Below are 20,121 nucleotides of genomic sequence, written 5' to 3' on the forward strand. Positions count from 1 at the left end.
CCATAATGCCGACTGGCTCAAACACTGTAAAAAGGAAACCGGCAGGTCATGACCAGCCGGTTTCCGCAGTCTCGTCAGCCGCCAAACAGTTCGGAGAATTTTGCCTTGTCGGCTTCCGTGTTTGCGATGATGGCAGGCAGGTCAAAGGACATGACCTTCACATCAACGCCTTCCGGCAACCAGTCAGGGCGGCCAACAGACGCCTTGGCAGGCAGATAGCCCATCTCAAGCGCCAGCTTCTGGCCTTCATCCGACAGGATGAAATCCACGAACGCCTTGGCCCCTTCAACATTTTTGGCCGTCTTCATAATGGCAACCGGTTCGGTCACCGCTGGCACACCTTCAGCCGGGAAGACGAACTCGATCGGCGAGCCCTTGGCTTTGGCGTTCATGGCCATGAAATCGACGAGAATGCCGTAAGGCTTTTCACCGCTGGCCACCGATTTCAGCACCGCACCATTGCCGCGCACGGAAATGGTGTTGTTGTCCTTCAGCTTCTCAAAATAATCCCAGCCATAGTCAGATGAGGCGACAAAGCCCGAAAGCAGATAGGCGGCAGCACCCGAATAAAGCGGGCTTGGCATGACCAGCCCGTCCTTGTATTCCGGCTTGGCCAGATCGGCCCAATGTTCAGGCTTTTCAGCAGCACCCGTATTGTAAGCAATGCCGGTGGTGATCAGCTTGGAGCCGAAATAGGTCTTGTCAGCATCCACGGCATCTGCCTCGATGCCGTCGATCTTGGCTTCCGGGTAAGCCAGCAGGCGATCTTCACCCTTGAGCAGTTCCATGCTGACCGCATCAGCAATGAGCAGCACATCCGGCTGCGGGCTGCCAGCGGCAAATTCAGCCGCCAGCTTGGCCATGATGTCACTGGTGCCGGAGCGATAAATATTCACATCCGTGTCGGGGTGAACCTTTTTGAACGCCTCGACCGTCTTGGCGGCATCCGCCTCCGGCTGCGACGTGTAAAGCGTCAGCGTATCGGCGCTGGCAAGGCCCGGCATGAGCATGGCCGCAAGGGCCGCAGTACCTGCAAGCAATGTGATAAAACGCGTTTTCATGGAGACCTCCTGATCTTTGCGCATATGATTTCCGGCTTTTTGCCGGCACACGCGCCTCTCCTTGAACATCTTATATGACTGCTGAATGACAAAATTCCAGCTCCCATATGATATGTTCATTTGTTAGTTGTCAAACACATTTGAACAAGTCACGATGGTGTCATCAAAATAATACACAGCGTAGTCTGGCTTAAGAGTGTCGGGAGAGGATGATGCCCAGATCGATGGATGGCAAACGCCAGGCGGCAGACACAAATGCAGCGCTGGTTTCCTCCGACATCAATGTCAAAACAGCCTGGCTTTATTATGTGGAAGGGCTGACACAGGAGCAGATTGCCGAAAAGCTGAATGTCAGCCGCGTCAAGATCATGCGCACGCTGGCTGCCTGCACCGCTGAAGGGGTCGTCATCACCACCATCAATGCGCAAAGCACAAAACAGGTGGCCGCAGAGCGCGCACTGGAAAAGCGCTATGGGCTTGATTCAGCGGTCGTGGTGCCCACACCTGAAGCGGCTGAACATCTGGAAAAATCTATCGGCCATGCTGTGGCGCTCTATCTTGGCAACCATATGAAAGACAATATGACGCTGGCCATTGGCGGCGGGGCAACACTTCACGCCAGCCTTGCCTATCTTGGCCGCCGCCAGTTGAAAAATGCCTCTGTCATCGGGCTGGTGGGGGCCTTGCCTCATTCACAATGGATCAATCCTTCCATCGTGGCGGCCAAGGTTGCCGACCTGTTCGGCATTGACAGCTATCAGATCACCGCACCCGTAATGCTGCATGATCCGGTTTTGCGTGATCTTTTATGGGCCCAGCCTGAATTGATGGATGTCAAAACCCGCGCAGCCAATGCCGATATTGCACTATTGACGGTTGGTGAGATTTCGCCTGAGGCCACCATTTTTCGCCATGGGCTGGTCTTGCCTTCACTCATCCCTTCCTTGCGCGCCAAAGGGGCACAAGCCAATGTCTTGTCTTATTTCATCGATGCGCAAGGAAAGCTGGTTGACCATGAGGTCAATGACCGGGTCATGGCCATCGGGCTTGATGTGGTCAGTGCAATTCCTAATGTGGTGCTGGCGGCAGGCGGCCTGCACAAGCTAGCCGCCATCCGCGCAGCCCTCAATGCGTTTGCAACCAATGTGCTGATCACCGACAGCCAGACGGCACAGGCGCTCATCGCAGCGGAATAAAATTCAGATCAGCCCGCGCTCACGTAAAAAATCATCAAGCCCGGCATGGGTTATGTCTTCAAACTCGCGCACGGCCTCATCCATCTGGCGGCGATGCGTAACCAGAAGCGTCAACACCTGCCGCATCTCGACAGAAATACCAAAGCGCGCCCAGCGCTCGGCAATATGGGCAGGAAGCTGCAAACCGGCACAAAAAGCCTCAAGGCTTTCATAGCCCAGTTCACGCACCAGAAGCAGTGTATCCTCGCCCGAAAGGCGCTCTTCAACCGCGTGATCATGCAGACGCTGCGCCACCAGCCTGACATCAGAGGGTGATGCCTCCATCACCTTGGTGACAATGTTACGAACATCGGCAGGCTTGAATGGCGGCAGCATGGCGCGATTCCTTTCCATTCTGTCTTAAACCCCCGGCCCAACAAGGACCGGGGGCTTTTCAAGTCAAATATAAAGGCTTTGCCGATAAAGACCAGCGCGGCAAAATTACACCACCAGCGCAATCGGGTTTTCGATCAGGCGCTTGAAGGCGCCGATCAGTTCAGCGCCCAGCGCCCCGTCCACAGCCCGGTGATCGGTCGATAGCGTGACCGACATGAGGGTCGCAATTTTGACCTCGCCATCTTTCACCACCGCCCGCTGCTCGCCAGCACCAACAGCCAGAATCGTTGCATGGGGCGGATTGATGACGGCGGAAAAATCCTTGATGCCGAACATGCCAAGGTTCGACACCGCCGTGGTGCCACCCTGATATTCTTCCGGCTTCAATTTGCGATTGCGGGCACGCCCCGCCAGATCCTTCATCTCCTGTGAGATCATCGACAGGCTTTTTTCCTCAGCCTTGCGCACGATCGGCGTAATCAATCCGCCGGGAATGGAAACAGCCACACCCACATCAGCATGGGCATGCTTGACCATTGCTCCTTCCGTCCATGACACATTGGCGTCAGGAACCTCTTTCAGCGCCAGCGCCAGCGCCTTGATGATCATGTCATTGACCGACAGCCTATAGGCTGGCTCCTCGCCATCTTCGGTCTTTTTGACCGGGGCTGCATCGTTCAACTGCTTGCGCAAGGCCAGCAGCGCATCGAGTTCACAATCAACGGTGAGATAAAAATGCGGCACGGTTGATTTTGCCTCAACCAGACGCCTTGCAATGGTGCGGCGCATAGTATCGTGCGGGATCAACTCATAAGAGCCTTCCTCAAACAATTTCAGCACCGCATCATCCGACATTGGCGCAACAGCAGCTTTGGCAGTAGGCACTGCTGATTCAGCAGCAGGGGCCGCAGCTTTCAGGCCACCGGCAATGGCTGCCTCGACATCGGCCTTGACCACACGCCCCTGCGGGCCTGAACCTGAAACGGCAGAAAGCTCAAGACCAGCTTCACGGGCCATACGCCGCGCCAGGGGCGTGGCACGAACAGCACCATCCTTGCCAGAAACCACCACAGGCTGCGCCAATATTTCCGCCTTAACCTCGGCAACTGGTGCAGGCGCAGGCGCAGCTTCTGCAACTGCAACGGCGGCAGGAACTGCTGCCACTTCCTCACCTTCGGCATAAATCCAGGCGACAGTCTGGCCAACCGGAATATCAATGCCTTCCTTGCCGGTTACATTGCGCAAAATGCCGCTGGCCGGGGCGTCGATTTCCATCGCCGCCTTGTCGGTTTCGATCTCAAACAGCACGTCTCCCTGAGCGATGGTGTCGCCTTCCTTGAAGAACCAGCGTGAGATCTGTCCGGTCGCCATATCCATGTCGACCTTGGGAAGGATGACTTCAACGGCCATATCTTAGCGAACTCCCTTAACCAGATCGCGGGCAGCTGCAACAATGCCCGGCACCTGCGGCACGGCAGCCTTTTCCAGTTCCGGATTATAAGGGATTGGCACTTCAGCGCCACCCAGACGCACAATCGGTGCATCCAGATAATCAAACGCCTCGCTTTCAGCGACCAGCGCACTGATTTCGGCACCAATACCCAGCGTCTTGACCGCTTCATAAACGCACAACAGCCGCGAGGTCTTTTTCACACTTTCAATCACCGTTTCCCGGTCAATGGGGCGAATGGTGCGCAAATCGACAACTTCAATATCAATACCTTCGCCCGCCAGAATCTCTGCCGCTTCCAACGCCTTGTGCACCATGATGGAGGTTGCAACAATGGTCAGATCCTTGCCTTCACGGCGTATCTGCGCCTTGCCGATCGGCACCGTATAATGACCTTCAGGAACCGGGCCCTTCATCTTGTAAAGCAGCTTGTGCTCAAAGATCATCACCGGATCGGGATCAGCAATTGCCGCCAGCAACATGCCCTTTGCATCATGCGCAGTTGCAGGCTGAAGAACTTTCAGGCCCGGCACATGCGCCAGCCATGCTTCAAGGCTCTGGCTGTGCTGGGCCGCAGCGCCGGTGCCTGAACCGGCAGGAAAGCGCATCACCACAGGCACCGAAACCTCGCCACCCAGCATGAAGCGCATCTTGGCAGCCTGATTGACAATCTGCTCCATACCAAGCGTGGCAAAATCAGAAAACTGGAACTCGAAAATCGGCCGCAGACCAGTCACAGCCGCGCCAACGGCAACGCCTGCACCGCCCAGTTCCGAAATGGGCGTATCCATCACCCGGTCTGGGCCAAAGCGCTCGATCAGATCGCCCGTTACCTGAAACGCGCCACCATAAACGCCAATATCCTCACCCATGAGAATAACCCGCTCATCAGCCTCCATGGCAATGGCCATGGCTTCCTGAATGGCCTGCGAATAGCTTAATTCGCGCACAGTCTCACCCATCACGCCACCTCTGTATAGACAAATCGGGTCAGGTCGGAAATTTCAGGCATCGGGCTTTGCTTGGCAAATTCGATGCCTTCGGCAATTTCACGCGCCACATCTTCGCGGATTGCTTCAATGCCCACATCATCAATCACGCCAAACTCCTTCAACTCGGTTTCAAACAGCATGATCGGATCGCGCTGAGTCATCCACTCATCGATCTCTTCCTTGCTGCGATAACGATTGCGGTCGCTTTTGGAATGGCCACGATAGCGATAGGTCTTGGATTCAATCAGTGTCGGCCCTTCACCGGCCCGTGCCCGCTCAACAGCCTCATGCGAGGCTTGCGCCACTTCCGAGAAATTATTGCCGTCAACGATTACGCCCGGCATCGAATAGGCCGCAGCCCGATCTGCGATATTGGCGACAGCGGTGGAACGCGCCGTCGAAGTGGACATGCCATAGCCGTTGTTTTCACAAACAAAGACCACAGGAAGCTTCCAGATTGACGCCATATTGAGCGATTCATGGAAAGCGCCTTCATTATTGGCGCCGTCACCAAAGAAGGACACAGCCACCTTGCCATTGCCAAGGCGCTTGGCCGAAAGGGCCGCCCCCACAGCAATCGGAATGCCACCAGCCACAATGCCGTTGGCGCCCAGATTGCCCTTGCTGACATCGGCAATATGCATGGAGCCGCCACGGCCCTTGCAATAGCCGGTCGTCTTGCCAAAAAACTCGGCAAACATTTTTTTTATATCGCCGCCCTTGGCAATGGAATGGCCATGGCCGCGATGGGTGGAGGTGATTTGATCTTCATCGGTCAGCGGCATGCAAATGCCCATGGCGCTGGCTTCCTGCCCGATAGACAGGTGCATGGTGCCGTGAATATGGCCGCGCATATAGCTGTCTTCGGCCCCTTCTTCAAAACGGCGGATCAGATACATCTTGCGCAGCACATCGCGAAGCTGATCGTGGCTGTACTGTGTGTAGGCGAAGGGCAGGTTGGACTGCTCCGCCTCCTTTTTCAATCTGGCCATATTTTCAAGGCTCCTCAACCGTAAACGAGCTTATCCTGGCGGGCGCGCAGTTCGACAATTTTCGAGCCTTGCGCGGGCGCAGCATTGGCATAGGTAATCAGTTCACCCTTGCGGATCGGGGCAGTAACCGTGCCACCTTGCAACAGGCCGCAAGGAATAGCCTTGGCGCTATGGGCTTCCTCAGCCGTCATGACCCATGCACGGTAGCAATATTCGCCAATCGCATCGAGCTTTTCGCCGATCTGCATATCTTTCTTGGCCAGCGCACACACTTCAGCCACCGGCTTGGCCAAGGGCACCATATCAGCCTTGCCGTAAAGTACGGCGCGCGCGCAGGTCAGCGGGACTTCCAGTGATGTCAGATGATAAGGACGGTGGAAGGTGAAATAAGGGCCCTTGCCCATTTTCAGATCTTCCATGCGCTCTGAAATGCGCGGATGCGACATGTCGGCAATAACAAAGACGCCGGGGGCAACACCCTTGCCGATGCTGTAATCAACCACACCGACCTTTGATAAGACACCGCCATCCTTTTCCGGGATCAGCACGCTGGACAACTGATCAAGCGTAGCGGCAGGCCCGTGCATACCCGGCTTGTCGGGCACAAGGCCAGTGGCATTGGCGATCGCCGCCATTTCCACCATGGTCTTGGAGCCATCGACAAATTCAACCAGCATGCGCACATTCATGTTGCGGCGCTTGGCTTCTTCTTCATAGGCGGGCGGGGTGGCGTCAATATTGAGCGGATTGTTCTTGCCCTTGCCGGCAGCAACAATGGGATGGCCCATGGCCGAGACAAACTCGATCAGTTCCATGCAGGAAGATGGCTCATCGCCCGCCCCCAGCGAATAGATCACACCCAGACGGTCGGCTTCAGCCTTTAAATAAGCACCGATGGTGACATCGGCCTCGACATTCATCATCACCAGATGCTTGCCATGCTCCATGGCATGAAGGCCGATTTCCGCGCCAACGGCCGGAATGCCGGTCGCGTCAATCACCACGTCAATCAGATCATTCTTGATGATCAGATCAGCATCATCGGTTATGGCAACCTTGCCTGCTTCCATTGCCGCCGTCATGTCAGAGGCTGTGGAAACTTCGCGCGAATGGCCCTGTTCCCGATAGGCAATGTCAACAGCCTTGTGAGCATTGGGGACATTCAATTCAGAAATGGCGCCGATCTCGACGCCGGACATATGCGCCACGCGGGTGACAATGTCGGTGCCCATTTCACCCGAACCAATCAGACCGATGCGGATAGGCTTGCCGGATGCGGCCCGCTCCTGAAGGTCTTTCGCCAAACCGGTGGGGGCGATATTGATACTCATATTCTGATCCTCCAGTGATGAACTCAAACAATAGTGAACATGTGTCTTTCAATCAAGTCGAATGTTCAAGGCCTATAGTCAAGTGCTCATGATAGCCAACAAAATGATAGCCGTTCAGCGCTATTTTATGACATGCCTGAACAAGAATGGACCGCAGCGCGGAATTTGCCAGTAAAGGGTGCATGACAACCCGTTTCTTGCCAGAAATGAGAGCAGAACGAGCTTTTCCGTACCGATCCGCTTTTCGCACTGACCCTGCTCAGCTTTTCCTCAAAAGAAAAGTCAGACGTTTTGTTTTAATGAATGCCCAATGAACGCGCGGTTCCGTACCGGTTCAGGCAGGGCGCCCTAAATTCCACCTCATGGATGGGCGAATATGAAAGCCCTGTCAGATACAGGAGAACACCATGCTCAAGATGATCAAGACTGCCGTTTTATCCGCCCTCATCGGCCTTGGCGGCATTGCCGCCCTGCCAGCTGCAGCACAGGCAGACGCACTTTACATCAATTTCAGCGGCGGCAATGCAGGCTATGGCATTCAGGTCAATCACCGCGCCCCTGCCCGTCATCATAACTGGCGGCCTCATAACAATCGCCATCAGACCTGCAATGCGCGTACTGCCGTCAACAAGGCCGAGCGCATGGGGCTTCGCCGCGCCCGTGTCGTTGACAGCAATCGCCGTATCGTCAGGGTTGTGGGTCGCAAATTCAACCGTCCGGCCACGGTCACCTTTGCCAATCAGCGTGGTTGCCCCACCCTTTATCGTTAAATTTTGAATCTATACAAAAAAAGCCCCGGATACTTCATCACATCCGGGGCTTTTTACTATTTGTGCTATTTCAGCTCAAAGGTGACATTCACCTGCACGCGGTAGGAGTTTTCGCCTGCCTGAACCGGCACAGCCGCCGCCTGCGGCATGGCATCAAAGGATCTGGCAGCCATGCGGATCGGTTGCGGTGTCCCTGATTGTTCGGAGATTTCCAACACTTTGCCAACTGAAGCGCCAGCAGCCTCAGCCAGCGTTCTGGCCTTGGAAAGCGCATTTGCAACAGCTTTTTTGCGCGCCTCGGTCAGAGCCGTTTGCGGATCGGAATTGGTAAAGACGATCCCCCCGCCTTCATTGACGCCAAGTGTTACAGCCTTGTCGAGCAACTCGCCAGCCTTGTCGATCTCGCGGATACGCACCGAAAGCGTATTGGTCACCTGATAGGCCACCAGTTCAGCTTTCTGGGTGCCGTCTGCCCTGGTTTCATAATTATAGCGCGGGCTGATCTGAATACCGGCAGTTTGCAGATCACGATCTTCAATACTGGCCGCCTTCATGGCGGTAATAACTGCCGCCATGGCGTCATTATTGGCATCCAGCGCCTCGCGCGCGGTTTTTGCTTCACGGGTGACAGAAAGGCTCAAGATCGCCATATCCGGGGCAATGCTTGTCTCTCCCTCTCCGGTGACAAATATGCGTGGCGTCTGCCCCGGTTCCTTGGCCTGTGCGATAGCAGGCAGCGCAATTGCCGCAGCCAAGGTCAGCGGAAGAATAAATCCGTTCATCAAATACTCCATGAAAAATGCGTCCCGAGGCCGATATTTCAAAAAAATCCGCCAAAAGTGCGGCGGGTCCCGCCAATCACTGTTCCTGCCGGTACAAGAACCTGCTCTTTCACCTGTTGAAGCAGGTTGCACAGCCTATGTAGCTCTTGTGTATACTCACAAAACCAACTAATCACCCCCTCGTGGGGCCTGTAGCTCAATGGTTAGAGCCGGCGGCTCATAACCGCTTGGTTGGGGGTTCGAGTCCCTCCGGGCCCACCAATAAAATCAATAACTTAGATGCTGCATAAAAAACATAAAAAGCTGATAGGTACGCCATAGGTACGGAAGCGGCTTTTGCTTGCCCTATCCCGCAGCCTTCCGCGCCTCAAATGCCAGCCGGTTGCACCGCTGGCTGCAATACTTGACGTAGAGCCTTCCTCGGTGCTCGACGGTCGCCCCGCACACATGGCAGCGAAGATGCGCCCGCGCGGCCTTGCGCTTCAATGAGCGAAGCCGATTGAAATGCGCTTCATGGCAATCATGGCAACAGAACTTCGTCCCGAACCGCTTGTCGGTCGAGATTGGTCCGTCGCAAAAGCCGCACTTGCGCCCGACGCGCTCGGCAGGCGGTATGCGCCCCACCTTGTCCTTGTCGCGGCATTGCACCGAACAGTATTTGCGACGGCCCCAATAGGCATCCATCGGCAGACGCGCATTGCACCTACGGCAGAAATCTGCGCTATCGAAAAGAGCGTCAAGCCGCACGGATGATGATCTCCCGCGCTGCGTCGTCGGCGTTCGTCTTGCTGCGAAAAGCTGTCATGTGCCAATTGGTGCGGCATGTGGATGAACAGAAGACCCGGCGGTCGCTGTAGTCATCTTCGGGAAGCTTGCCGTGGCACTGGCGACATCGTTCTCGCTGGATAGGATTATGCCCATCCTGTGCCCACTCCGGCTGTCCTTGCTGCCAAGTCGGGCGCACTGCCCCTATCTGGCGAAGTCCAGCAGCAACAATGTCGGCAGCGATGGCATCAGCTTGCCCCCAATCAAGGCCCTTGAGGCAAAGGGCAGCCCGCAAGCTGTGCCGACAGGCCGCTTCTAGCGCGAAGCTCGTCGGCTCGCCGGTCTTCAAGATTGTGGCAACCTTGTCGATCAGGAACCGGCGCTTGTCCTTGTTGATTCGTATGGGCTTTGGCTTGGCTGCGCGGTTCTGGCGTTCGCGCTCAACATACGCTTCCTGCCATGAGCGCAGACGGTGAAGCGAATGCGGCGCGATCTGGAGCATGGCGCTACTCCTTCGGTGCGCCGGTTTGCTCGCTCTGCATGTTCATAGGGCTTAGGAAGGCGTCGGCCTCGGCATCCTTGCGCGGGTTCAGGTTCTCGAAGCGGCGCAGATCGTTGGCCGAATAAAGCCCTGTTTCGCGGCCTATCCGGTAGCCCTGCAAGCGCTGGAGGAAATCGGCCCTAACCAGCAAATCCATGTCGAATTCGACTTCAAAGCCGCGTCGGCCTTCCTCGGAGAACAGATCGCGTCGAATCGCCTGTTCCCATTTCACAAGCCAAGGCTGGATGGTGCCGGCCGCAAACTGGCGGCGAAGCTCGACAAGGTTCGAATAGTTGGCGTTGCTCAATTCGTTGAGAAGCGGTGCCGGCACATTGAAAACTCGGCAGACTTCCAGCACGGCCAGGCGACGGGCTTCCGATAGTTCGGCATCATGAGGCGTGGCGGAAATCTCTTTCCAGTTCATGCCTTCTTCCAGCACGCCGATGCGGCCAGCATTGTCAGCGCCGCCGTAGAGCGCCTGCAATGATTCTCGGAGCGTCTTGGCTGCATCTGGGCCGATCTGTTCGGGATGCGTGACGATGCCGCTCAAGCGCGCCCCGTTGCGCCAGACGGCGGATGCGAAGCGTTCGGTAGCAATGACACCGCCCAGCGCCTCGCGGGCACGGTCGATCCGGCTACGTGGTGTGAATGGATCGTCCCATCTATCGCGGATAGCCAGAACCTCGTGAGGCAAGAGGCGGCGCGAACCTACCTCGTCGGAAACGGCGTATCGGATGCGGCGGGTGCCGGGAATGCGCTCAAGAGCGACTTGGCCCGGATGCAGCGGCCATAGGGCGACCGGGCTGCCTTTATCGTCACGTTCGATCTCGGCATAGGCTGCGCCGTGAAACAGGCAGTGAGCCTGCATCATGGTCAGGAACTCGGCCGCGCTTTGAATGTCGTTCGGTCGGTCGGAAAATAGGCGTGCAACGGGATGATCCGCGTCTTCCTCGCGGGCATCATCTGCCGCCTTCCGATAGACATGCAGGGGAAGGCTCCCGACACTTTCCGCAATGAGCTGCACCGCATTGAACGCGGCGGCGTTGCCCTCGATCACGGCGGGCGCAACGAAGCCCCCTGCCAGTGAAGGCAAGCCCATAGAGGCAAGCAAATCCCATGAAGTAGGAGCCGCGCGGGTTTCAGTCTTGCGGCCCAGGAAGCGGTCGAGAAAACCCATGTCAGCAGCTTTCGAGGAAGCGGCGGACAGCGACCAATTTGCCAGACGCGGCGGGTCGCTGTCTCGCCTGAACCACGGTGCCGTCGTACGCCGGCCACGCGGAAACGATGGAAATCTCATGAAGGGTGATGCTGCGAAGCTCGCGGCGGTCGGCCTGCCAGCGTTCGCCATCCTTGCTTACGGTGAAGGCGAAGGAAGCCCCGCCAACGTCGCCACGCTCGGCAAGCTCCAGAATGTCCCGGCCAAACGATGTGTTTGGAAGGTCGAGGCTGAATGCCAGCCCCTTGCTATCTTGTGATAGGCGAAGGGTGCCGGAGCGGGTTCGTGCCAGCACGGCGCGCTTGTCGTGGTCGGCAAGGGCGAGAATATCCCTGCCCTCTGCCAGTGTGTCGGTGAAAGCACCGGGCAAGATGACTTCGGTAAAGTCATGAATGCGGGTTTCCTGGCCGAAGATGGCGGCGTAACCTTCCAGCTTCCGGCCCTTAGCCCGCAGTTCGATAGATGCCCGGCGCTCCATGTTTAGCTCCCGTCGGCCAGATCATCGACGTAGGCGAATGACTCGGCATGACGCACGGCAACATCAACATCGCGCATCACCCGGACCATCACGCGGCCCTTGGCGTAAGCTGTGGTTTCGTACGGGTTCACCAGAATGTCGGTGCCGCTCCAGTAGCCGATGAGAAGCTGCGACCATGCCCCGAAGAACAGTTCGCCGGCAGGGATGGCGGTCGAGACAGCGGCGGCATATCCAGCAAGATTGCCCGGCCCTTCCATCAAGAAGCCTTCGCCCCCGTTGGTTTCGTCCTTCGGTGTGGCGCGAAGCGTGGCAACCGCTGCCGGGTTCATGGCCCAGCCCATATTGCCAATCTCTGCATCATCACCCTGAATTTCAGCAATGACGCCCAGAACCTCGGCCCAAGTCGGCCCAGCCATCGAAGGCGTGGCAATGCCCGAAACCTTGGAGACGCCCAGCGGCTCATTCTTGGCCGGCGGTCCAGCGACAATGCCCTCGCCGTACAGCGCCTTTGCATCGATGGAGCTTGCGATGACCGCAGCGAGGTCGCGGCGCACAAGCTGTTCGATGCTCGGCACGGCGTTGATAAGGGTCCGTCGCGAAAACGAAGTCATTGCGCCGACGGTCTTCGGGGTCAGGTTCACGTCGGTGAAGCTGGCATCCGTTTCGGTCAGCGAGCCGTCTTCGGCAACCCACTGCGCCGTCGAGCTTCCTGTCTGCTTTGGAATGTCCACGGTGCCGACAAGGTTGTCGAGGACGGTTGCACCAAGGCGACCGACAACAAGGGCACTGCGAAGGCGGTCGATGAACAGATCGCCGCGATGCACATTCGGAATGAGGTCAGCAGCACTGGAGCCGGCCAGCAGCGTGCGCTTTTCCTGAAACACCTCATCGGGAACGGCGATGCCCTGAAACTTGCGACCGGAGCGGCGGGCAACCTCTTGCGACATTTCCCGCTCAAAGGCAGCGTCAACATCATCACCAATCTTCGCCGCGATGGCCTTGGTGATCGAGAAGTCGCGGGCGCGGTCCTCGAAAGCCCCGTCGCGGCCGTTGCTGGCAATGATGGCAGGCGCGGAACGCTCGGCCTCGGCCAAGTCCTTCGCACGCTGGAGCTTTACGTCGAGGGAAGTGATCTCCGCCTTGAGGTCGGAATGCCGCTTTTCTTCATCAGCGGAATAGTCGCGGGTTTCGGCTTCCACCTTGTCAGCCAGTGCCCGCATGGCGGTGACAGCGGCAGAGCGCTGTTCCTGGATTTCATGCAGTTTCATTGAACGATAGTCCTTGCGCTAGGAAATCAATCCTAGGAATATCGTCCTTTTATAATGAACGGTCAAGCGCTGACTGTTCACGCTGCGTTGACAGTCAACAGGCCCCGCGTCTGGTAGATCGACTTCTTTTTGCCGGGAGTACGGGCAGCAAGCCCTATCGCCATCGCTGCCGCTTGCAAGCCGTCGATGCGTGCGGTCGAGCGTGATTTGTCCAGCTTACGTGCCCCGGCTGGATTGGTGACGGCGACGGCGTTCGCCACACACATATCAAGAACCGGGTTTTTCGGATGCTTTAGCTTGCCTTGAAGCACCAGCGTTTCCGTGGCGTCGAGCGCCGGTGCCATGTCCTGCCAACCTTGGCCCCACGGCTCTAGAGGCAGCTTCACGCCCTCGTCGGCCATGATGCGCTCAACCTCTTTCATGCCCCATCGGTCGAACGCCACGCCCTGCACGGCATAGGTTCCGGCAATTTCGGCCAGCCGGTGAACGACAAAGCCCTTGTCGATCGCTCGGCCCGGCGTCGCCTCGATGAAGCCCTGCCGTACCCACAATTTATAGGGTACGTGGTCGAGGCGTTCGGCTTCGTCCAGTTGCTCGGCAGGCTTCCAGAACCATGCCAGCAATTCCCCGCCTTCCGGGAAATAGGCGGCCAGCGCGGTCAAGTCGGTGGTCGAGGAAAGATCCAGCCCCAGATAGCAGCGCTTGCCTTCAAGGCCGGAAAAATCAATGTCAGCACCACATGCCCGCCAATCAGGGGCGGCAAGGAAGCGGCTTTCCGCCTCGATGCGCATATTGAGCCGTAGATTCATGAAGCGTGGCAGGAAGCCGGGAGAGCGGCGGGCACGTTCGGCCTGTGCCTTGAATTCAGTTTCGTCGAGGAAGACGCCCAGCGCCGGGTTCGCGGCCTTCCACACTTCCTCACTGAACGGGTCGCAATCTTCCGGTGCCGCAAATAGCTGACAGAAGATCGTCGGGTCGGTGCCGCGCATGGCGTCGTCTAGCATGACAGAGAAATGGTGCTGATCGGTCGCGGCCTGTGTGGAAATGACGATGCCCAGCGACTCGTTGCGCTTGCCCGCGCCCGTCATCAGGTTGTCCAGAAGCTCGGAAGTTTTCGTCTGGGCAAGCTCGTCATAGACCCATAGCGACGGCGCAAGGCCATGCCCGCGTCGCACGTCACCGGAAATGGCTTCATAGATCGAGCCTTCGCCGTCGCCTTCCAGCACCTCGATCTTCTTATGAAAGCGCTGGCAGTTGGTGCGGGCATCGAACTCCGGCACGGCCAGGATGATGGCTTCCATCTCGCGATACAAAAGCCCGGCTTGGTTTTTGTCGATAGCAGCCGAATAGATTTCGCCGCGCTGCTCGGCTTCCGGCCCCAGCAGATGCCCCAGACATAGACCGGCAACCAGCCCCGTCTTGCCGTTGCCCCTTGGTTCGCTCTTGATGGCAAGCCGCACAAGCCGCCTGCCGTCTTCGCTTTCCGGCCCGTAGATGCCTTCCACGAATTCACGCTGCGCAGGCAGCAGCTTCATTTTCTTGCCAGCCAGAATGCCCTTGGTGATCGGCAGGAACTCTAGAAACACAATCATGCGCTCGGCACGCGACAGTCCCCGCTTGTTCCACGGCATCCGCCTAGGCTTGTCGATGACGGGCTTGCGTCTGGAGCCGGGTCCACGGAGTCCCATTAGGTCAGCAATCCTTACTTATTCTCTTTGCGTGGGGGGCGTCGGTGTGGCGTCGGTCGATCCAGTGATTGAACCGCCCCCGCCATGCCACGGATGGCTTGGATCACGCGGCATTCCGTGTTCGTCGCAACCCATCAGACGCCATGTCTTGCCCTGCCGTTCCAGTCCTGTCTTCTGGTTGTGGCAAGGATGACAGAGGCTTTGGAGATTGGCAGCGTCACGCTTGGCCCCGCCACGACTGATAGGTGTGATGTGGTCAGCGTGTTGTGCTGGCTGGCTGCACTGGCGACACATAGGCTCGCGACGAAGCTGCCGCAGGCGGATGCGTTGCCATTCGGCAGTATCGTAGAATCTAGTCTTCATTGACCAAGCCTTCGCAGTCGATGGACAGGAAGCGGTCCCGCTCGTCGAGGTTACGAATGGCCCTGATGTTGTAAGTGATGCCGCGATGTGTGAGCCGCCATGTGGTTTCAACGTCGCTACGATGGCGGATATGAACCTGCACCCAGGCGACCGCAGCCAAGCCGCCACCTATCATGCGCTCTTCGCCCTTCAAGGGTTCGACACGCGCCCATATGGCCGGCTGCGCTTCCCACGTAGGATCGCCGGGATGACCGCTCCAATCCGGTTCGCCGGGCACGTACTTTCCCAGCACGATGCGCTCGCGAAGATTGCCGATGCGTTGCGGTCTGTATGGTTCCCGGCTCGTCATTCGCTTGGCTCCAGCGTGCCGCCGCGAAGCTGCGCGATGATGCTGCGAACGTGCATTGGAACGGTGGTCACGGCACTGGCAATGACGGGTTCTCTGAATTCGTACCAATGAGCGGCAAGCGCCTTGATGGCAACCTTGGCCCGTTCCGGCACGATAGCCTCGGCCGTGAAGTAATCGTTGCCGGTGGCCTGCTCGACATATTCGCGGGCAGCGATACCCAGCGCCGTCAACAGCGTGTCATCGTCGTTGCTGTCGATGCGGGCAAATGCCTTGAGGTCGGAAAGGGTGACGGGTTCCGGCATTTCGTTCTCCTTTGGTGAACAATCATATAGGAATGAATGCCTAGGAGCAACGATGCAGGATAAAGCGCCAACATTGAAACCGCTCCCCTTCCTAAGCCCATAGCGCCAACATTGCCGTTGCAAAGGCGTTTCAGGAAATGGCGGTCTCAAAGTCTTTCTTTTTTTCTTTTTCTTGGGTCTGGTCTCCGTCTAGGTCTGTGTCTGTCGTCTCTGTCTGTGTCTCTGTATATCGATACGGTCTGCATACCCTATCGATACCGTATCGATACCCTATCGGCCGCCACGCATGAAATTAGTGCCGGTCAGCCGGGAATGTGTGCTCGGCGTGTCAAACGGATGGACCGTTGCGGCCGGCTCCTGCGTTGCCGTGAAATCCGCCTCCACCTTTTCGCGGATGCGGTCACTTTCGATGCCCTCGATGATGCGCCGGGTGCCAGCAGCGTGTTTGCTGTTCATCGGCGGGTTGTGCTTGAACCAGCGTTCCACGTAGACAACGCTGCAATCGGCATCGAAGTCGATCAAGCCAGCCTCGACCAGCCGCTCGCGTTCGGCATGGTATGTGTCGGCGCTCCAGCCCAGATCAGCACACGCATAGCCGTCTGGCAGGCGGAAGCAACCGGCGCTGTTCATGTGCTCGCACGTCAGGAAATAGACGTAGAGCAACTTCGTGTCGGAAGTCGGCAGGGAAAGGAACCTCCCCGGCCGCCAAAGGGCCGGGGAAACCTTGCTGAAGGTGCGGCTGCTCAATTTACACCTCCCGCGATGATCTTGCCGACATAACCATCATTCGACAGCGACAGGCGGCGGCGGTTCGCCTCCGGGAAGGTCAGACCAGTGATGAAGCTGGGCAGGCCCTTTGCCGGGAAGATCGACAGACGCCATGCGCGTCCCTCAGGCTCGATGATGAAATGGTCGCGATGCTGCGGCCCCTTCAATGTCTTCTTTTCCAGCTTCCAAGCGGCTGCTTCCATGGCGAGACTATTCATTGCCAGCCTCCGCCTTTTTTGCCGCGTGCAACTGGCGGTGATGCAGAATGCACAACCAGCGAACCTGCATCGGCTTGTCGTAATCATCGTGATGGCCGTGAATAATCACGCCATCAACACCATGCACGGCATGGCACACCTCGCACGGCCCGCGCTCAATCAACCCCTTATTTTCGGCGGAACGCAAAGCTTGATGCGCCCACTTGGCTTTCGGGTTTGCTGCATCCCATTTGGCTTGCGGGGAAAGGTCGGTCGCGGTAGTGTTCGGATTATCGTTTGCCTCGACAGCTTCGATATCCGCCCGGTCGCTGGTTGCCGCCAGCGCCGGGTTTTTCTTTGCGAAGGTCATTATGCGGCCCTCCCATCACGGTCGGCAGCAGCCTTTTCCAATACCGCCATCAGTTCATTGACGCGCCAGCGGTTTGTGGCAGGCCCGATCTTGAGCGGCTTCGGATAGCGACCGGCATTGATGCCGCGCCACAAAGTCGAGCGATGGATAGGTGTATTTTCGCCGCCGATGATACGGCAGGCGGTGGCCTCGTCGGCCAAGTCAGGAAATGCAGTCTGGTGCATGTCCACTCCTTGCGTTTGTTGTTGACGCAAGGATGATGCAGGTTGTCGCTTCCTATATCGCGGATAATAAAATTGGGTCTATTTCTTTTCCCGCTGGCGATAGAGCCGCGCCAGATAGTTCACGCGGCTTTCCTTCTCAGCATATTCGACACCGCCTCGCTCTTCTATCATCTCCCGAGCAACCGTTTTTACAGGCTTATTAGATGCCGTAATGCGTCGCTTCATTTCACGAAAAAAAGCATCATCAGCGGCCAGTTCGCCACTGCCCGCCGGCCGGCCCCTGCGCTTTAGAGGGTCAGGAAGATGACGCCAGAACAAAGAAGCGGCCCGTGGAGTGACACCACCAATTGCCGCCTCCCAAATCTTTGATTTTGGATCGTCTGGGTTATTCCTTGCGGCATGCATCCTTTTGATTATTTCTTCTGTTTCATTCCAGTCTATTTTGCTCGTTACATTCGAAAATTTACGAAAAGCATCATTAAGATTGTTATGTATTGAAGTGTCAATCTTAGGAAAATTTATGCCAACATTGAAGGGAGGCATTTTGAATTTTGGATTATCCGTCACGCCATCACCTTCCGCAGCGCCACCACTTCGCCCTTGCCTTCGATGATGCCGGCCAGCCGATCCGCCCATAGGTCTAACGCCTCGCGCTTTTCCTTCCCGTAGTCATATCGGGCATAGACGCGGCTGGTAATGCTCGCCTTAGTCGCTGAAACGTGGTTCAGCACATGCCCGATGACGAAAGGCGAAATGCCGATTTCCTCCATGTGGGTCGCTGCGGTCCGCCGTAGATCGTGGCATGTCCAGTCAGCAATGCCCGGTAGAGTCTTATTCTTCCGGTGCTTGCCGATAGCTTGCGCTACAGCAGCAGCGGTCAGCGATCCGGTCGTGCGAACGCCGGGAAAGACATGCGGCGAAGGCGGATAGCCCTTGCGCTCGGCCAGCGCGGCAACAGCGGCCATTTGCTCGCGAATGATGGCGATAGCCATATCAGACAGGGGAACGGAATGTTCACGGCCATTCTTGGCCCGCGCCGCCGGGATCGTCCAGACGGCTTTTGAAAGGTCCAGTTCCGCAACGGCCATGCCCGACACTTCGCCAACGCGCTGCCCGGTGACAAGGCAAAGACGGATGACGCGGCGTGTTGCCTTCCACATCTCGGCTTGATCGAGCGAAGCCCAAAGGATTCGGATTTCATCGGCAGATAGAACGCGGTCGCGCTCGGTCGTTTCAGTCGGCTTTTTCATGCCTTCGACAAGATTTTCGTCAAGGTCGCCGCGTCCGCGCGCCCAACGGATCATTGCCCGCATATCCTCAAAGACGCGGTTCGCCTCCACGTGCGCGCCCCGATCCTTGATGGCGTCTATACAGCGGGTCAGATCGCGGCGGTGAAGGTCGGCCAGTTTGATCGTGCCGATGACAGGCACAACATTGAAGTTAAGCCGCCGGGCAATCGCCGGGCCGGTGCGCTTGGTTGATGCGTGGCGGGCGATGTAGTTTTCCACCATGTCCTTTACGGTCTGCGATGCCGCCAGCGCCTTCTTTTCCGCGATGGGGTCGATACCCTCGCCAATGTTGCCGCGCGCGTCTCTGGCCTTCTCTCTCGCTTTCCCCAGCTTGATCTCCGGATAGCGTCCCAGCTTCATGCGTGCCCGCTTGCCGTCGCTGGGCTTGGTATAGACCAAGTTCCAAGATCGGGTGCCAGCCGGTGAAACGCGAAGGCAAAGCCCCTTGGTGTTTACGTCGAAATAATCAGTCTGCTTGCCATTAATGGGCTTGGCAGATGCGCAAAATCGGTCGGTCAATTCTATCGTCGGCATGGCCCGTACCTTTTTCCAGAAAAGCGGTTTGCGGCCGCTTTCACCAATTAGGTACGGAAATAGGTACGCCAGAACGCGCGCTTTGTCGATACCTATTGCGACAAGTCGCAACAGGTTAAGATAAAATACAAAACAATTTCAATTGATTGCGTGACTTTTACCGATGCAGCTTGTTGCATGAAATTGCAGTATAAAGCCTCTCATAACCGCTTGGTTGGGGGTTCGAGTCCCTCCGGGCCCACCATTAAAATCAAAGGGTTACCACCTACGGAAAGCCCCAAAAAGTAGCGCGATCTACAGTATATCTACACAAACCGGATTCGCTAGGCGGCGATCTACAATCCCAAGTGGAGCGGGCCGCGAGCATACGTGAAGCCCAACAGTTGCTGATTTTACTCGCGGCCCTATAGGCGTTGCCGCCTATCTGAAAAAGGTGCCGGCAGGCGTCGCGAGCCACCTGCCGGCGACGTGATCGGTTAAGACCCTCGCCGAACGGCGCCCGATCACGTATCCACTGGCTTGCCCTTCTGCTCCGGCATCATGTTGAGCGGAGCGAAATACTCGTCGCCGCCCGGATCGGTGCGCGGATTATATCGCTCTTCCCGCCTGATTTCGTTGGCGCTCTTCGCGCCGATCTCACGGGCGATGCGGTGCGACTGCCAGCGCTCCAGCGTGTTCGCACGGGTCAGCTCGTCAAGGTCGAACTCCACCCACGTCGAGCGGCGAGCCTCTTCCGACAAGAGCGCCTGATTGTTGATTGCCGTTGAGATCTGACCCGGGATTTTCACCGAGAATTGACCCGCCTCGTGGATATGATTTG

General features: G+C 57.3%; 24 protein-coding genes, 1 tRNA gene and 1 pseudogene. 3 read left to right on the plus strand and 23 right to left on the minus strand.

Annotated features, from left to right (window positions below; translation table 11 throughout):
* Positions 1-74: 74 nt before the first annotated feature.
* Entirely contained in the window at positions 75-1,061 is a 987-nt protein-coding gene (locus ACFPLB_RS16450) for an ABC transporter substrate-binding protein (RefSeq protein ID WP_378231667.1), read from the minus strand.
* A gap of 212 nt (positions 1,062-1,273) precedes the next feature.
* On the opposite strand from ACFPLB_RS16450, the gene ACFPLB_RS16455 reads away from it, so the two are divergent.
* Positions 1,274-2,257 carry a sugar-binding transcriptional regulator gene (locus ACFPLB_RS16455; RefSeq protein WP_378231729.1) on the plus strand — a complete coding sequence of 328 codons (984 nt, stop codon included), beginning with the start codon at positions 1,274-1,276 and terminating at the stop codon, positions 2,255-2,257.
* A gap of 3 nt (positions 2,258-2,260) precedes the next feature.
* Here ACFPLB_RS16455 and ACFPLB_RS16460 read toward each other — a convergent pair whose 3' ends face one another.
* From ACFPLB_RS16460 to ACFPLB_RS16480, 5 genes are all read right to left on the minus strand, one after another.
* Entirely contained in the window at positions 2,261-2,632 is a 372-nt protein-coding gene (locus ACFPLB_RS16460) for a hypothetical protein (protein WP_378231669.1), read from the minus strand.
* Positions 2,633-2,737: 105 nt separating this feature from the next.
* Positions 2,738-4,042, minus strand: coding sequence for a pyruvate dehydrogenase complex dihydrolipoamide acetyltransferase (locus ACFPLB_RS16465; RefSeq protein ID WP_378231671.1), 1,305 nt, complete (start codon positions 4,040-4,042; stop codon positions 2,738-2,740).
* Positions 4,043-4,045: 3 nt separating this feature from the next.
* On the minus strand, positions 4,046-5,044 hold the full coding sequence (locus ACFPLB_RS16470; RefSeq protein ID WP_378231673.1) for an alpha-ketoacid dehydrogenase subunit beta: 999 nt from the start codon (positions 5,042-5,044) through the stop codon (positions 4,046-4,048).
* On the minus strand, positions 5,044-6,066 hold the full coding sequence (locus tag ACFPLB_RS16475; RefSeq protein ID WP_378231675.1) for a thiamine pyrophosphate-dependent dehydrogenase E1 component subunit alpha: 1,023 nt from the start codon (positions 6,064-6,066) through the stop codon (positions 5,044-5,046). Before ACFPLB_RS16475 ends, ACFPLB_RS16470 begins: the two co-directional genes overlap by 1 nt.
* 14 nt (positions 6,067-6,080) lie before the next feature.
* The gene (locus ACFPLB_RS16480; RefSeq protein WP_378231677.1) at positions 6,081-7,397 is read right to left on the minus strand and encodes an NAD(P)H-dependent oxidoreductase; all 1,317 of its coding nucleotides are present in this window, start codon (positions 7,395-7,397) and stop codon (positions 6,081-6,083) included.
* A gap of 407 nt (positions 7,398-7,804) precedes the next feature.
* On the opposite strand from ACFPLB_RS16480, the gene ACFPLB_RS16485 reads away from it, so the two are divergent.
* Positions 7,805-8,167, plus strand: coding sequence for a hypothetical protein (locus tag ACFPLB_RS16485; RefSeq protein ID WP_378231679.1), 363 nt, complete (start codon positions 7,805-7,807; stop codon positions 8,165-8,167).
* Between the two features lie 65 nt (positions 8,168-8,232).
* Here ACFPLB_RS16485 and ACFPLB_RS16490 read toward each other — a convergent pair whose 3' ends face one another.
* Positions 8,233-8,949, minus strand: a complete 717-nt coding sequence (locus tag ACFPLB_RS16490; RefSeq protein ID WP_378231681.1) for an SIMPL domain-containing protein — start codon at positions 8,947-8,949, stop codon at positions 8,233-8,235.
* A 185-nt stretch (positions 8,950-9,134) separates the two neighbouring features.
* Here ACFPLB_RS16490 and ACFPLB_RS16495 point away from each other — a divergent pair.
* Positions 9,135-9,210 (plus strand) — tRNA-Ile (locus ACFPLB_RS16495).
* Positions 9,211-9,294: 84 nt separating this feature from the next.
* On the opposite strand, the gene ACFPLB_RS16500 is transcribed toward ACFPLB_RS16495, so the two are convergent.
* From ACFPLB_RS16500 to ACFPLB_RS16575, 16 genes and pseudogenes are all read right to left on the minus strand, one after another.
* Positions 9,295-9,696 (minus strand): hypothetical protein, encoded by a 402-nt coding sequence (locus ACFPLB_RS16500; protein ID WP_378231683.1) that lies wholly within the window; start codon positions 9,694-9,696, stop codon positions 9,295-9,297.
* A complete protein-coding gene (locus ACFPLB_RS16505) occupies positions 9,686-10,216 on the minus strand; it encodes a hypothetical protein (RefSeq protein ID WP_378231684.1) in 531 nt (176 codons plus the stop codon). Before ACFPLB_RS16505 ends, ACFPLB_RS16500 begins: the two co-directional genes overlap by 11 nt.
* Positions 10,217-10,220: 4 nt before the next feature.
* Positions 10,221-11,432: a phage portal protein gene (locus ACFPLB_RS16510; protein ID WP_378231686.1), complete on the minus strand. Its 1,212-nt coding sequence runs from the start codon at positions 11,430-11,432 to the stop codon at positions 10,221-10,223.
* Position 11,433: 1 nt separating this feature from the next.
* The gene (locus tag ACFPLB_RS16515) at positions 11,434-11,949 is read right to left on the minus strand and encodes an HK97 family phage prohead protease (protein WP_378231688.1); all 516 of its coding nucleotides are present in this window, start codon (positions 11,947-11,949) and stop codon (positions 11,434-11,436) included.
* A gap of 2 nt (positions 11,950-11,951) precedes the next feature.
* Complete coding sequence (locus ACFPLB_RS16520; protein ID WP_378231690.1) at positions 11,952-13,217, minus strand: phage major capsid protein; 1,266 nt, start codon at positions 13,215-13,217, stop codon at positions 11,952-11,954.
* A gap of 77 nt (positions 13,218-13,294) precedes the next feature.
* Positions 13,295-14,905, minus strand: coding sequence for a terminase large subunit (locus tag ACFPLB_RS16525; protein WP_378231692.1), 1,611 nt, complete (start codon positions 14,903-14,905; stop codon positions 13,295-13,297).
* A gap of 18 nt (positions 14,906-14,923) precedes the next feature.
* Positions 14,924-15,268 carry an HNH endonuclease gene (locus tag ACFPLB_RS16530; protein WP_378231694.1) on the minus strand — a complete coding sequence of 115 codons (345 nt, stop codon included), beginning with the start codon at positions 15,266-15,268 and terminating at the stop codon, positions 14,924-14,926.
* A complete protein-coding gene (locus ACFPLB_RS16535; protein WP_378231696.1) occupies positions 15,258-15,617 on the minus strand; it encodes a phage head closure protein in 360 nt (119 codons plus the stop codon). Before ACFPLB_RS16535 ends, ACFPLB_RS16530 begins: the two co-directional genes overlap by 11 nt.
* On the minus strand, positions 15,614-15,919 hold the full coding sequence (locus tag ACFPLB_RS16540; RefSeq protein ID WP_378231698.1) for a head-tail connector protein: 306 nt from the start codon (positions 15,917-15,919) through the stop codon (positions 15,614-15,616). The genes ACFPLB_RS16535 and ACFPLB_RS16540 overlap by 4 nt, the downstream gene beginning before the upstream one ends.
* 270 nt (positions 15,920-16,189) lie before the next feature.
* On the minus strand, positions 16,190-16,666 hold the full coding sequence (locus ACFPLB_RS16545; protein ID WP_378231700.1) for a hypothetical protein: 477 nt from the start codon (positions 16,664-16,666) through the stop codon (positions 16,190-16,192).
* On the minus strand, positions 16,663-16,905 hold the full coding sequence (locus ACFPLB_RS16550) for a hypothetical protein (protein ID WP_378231703.1): 243 nt from the start codon (positions 16,903-16,905) through the stop codon (positions 16,663-16,665). The genes ACFPLB_RS16545 and ACFPLB_RS16550 overlap by 4 nt, the downstream gene beginning before the upstream one ends.
* Positions 16,898-17,254: a hypothetical protein gene (locus ACFPLB_RS16555; RefSeq protein WP_378231705.1), complete on the minus strand. Its 357-nt coding sequence runs from the start codon at positions 17,252-17,254 to the stop codon at positions 16,898-16,900. Before ACFPLB_RS16555 ends, ACFPLB_RS16550 begins: the two co-directional genes overlap by 8 nt.
* Positions 17,254-17,478, minus strand: coding sequence for a helix-turn-helix transcriptional regulator (locus tag ACFPLB_RS16560; protein ID WP_378231707.1), 225 nt, complete (start codon positions 17,476-17,478; stop codon positions 17,254-17,256). The genes ACFPLB_RS16555 and ACFPLB_RS16560 overlap by 1 nt, the downstream gene beginning before the upstream one ends.
* Before the next feature lie 78 nt (positions 17,479-17,556).
* Positions 17,557-18,045: a hypothetical protein gene (locus tag ACFPLB_RS16565; RefSeq protein WP_378231709.1), complete on the minus strand. Its 489-nt coding sequence runs from the start codon at positions 18,043-18,045 to the stop codon at positions 17,557-17,559.
* Positions 18,042-19,301: a tyrosine-type recombinase/integrase gene (locus ACFPLB_RS16570; protein WP_378231711.1), complete on the minus strand. Its 1,260-nt coding sequence runs from the start codon at positions 19,299-19,301 to the stop codon at positions 18,042-18,044. Before ACFPLB_RS16570 ends, ACFPLB_RS16565 begins: the two co-directional genes overlap by 4 nt.
* 503 nt (positions 19,302-19,804) lie before the next feature.
* Positions 19,805-20,121 (minus strand): annotated as a pseudogene (locus ACFPLB_RS16575) (hypothetical protein); the annotation flags it as partial.

The organism is Aquamicrobium segne, assembly GCF_042656785.1.
In the GTDB taxonomy this organism is placed as follows: Bacteria; Pseudomonadota; Alphaproteobacteria; order Rhizobiales; family Rhizobiaceae; genus Mesorhizobium; species Mesorhizobium segne.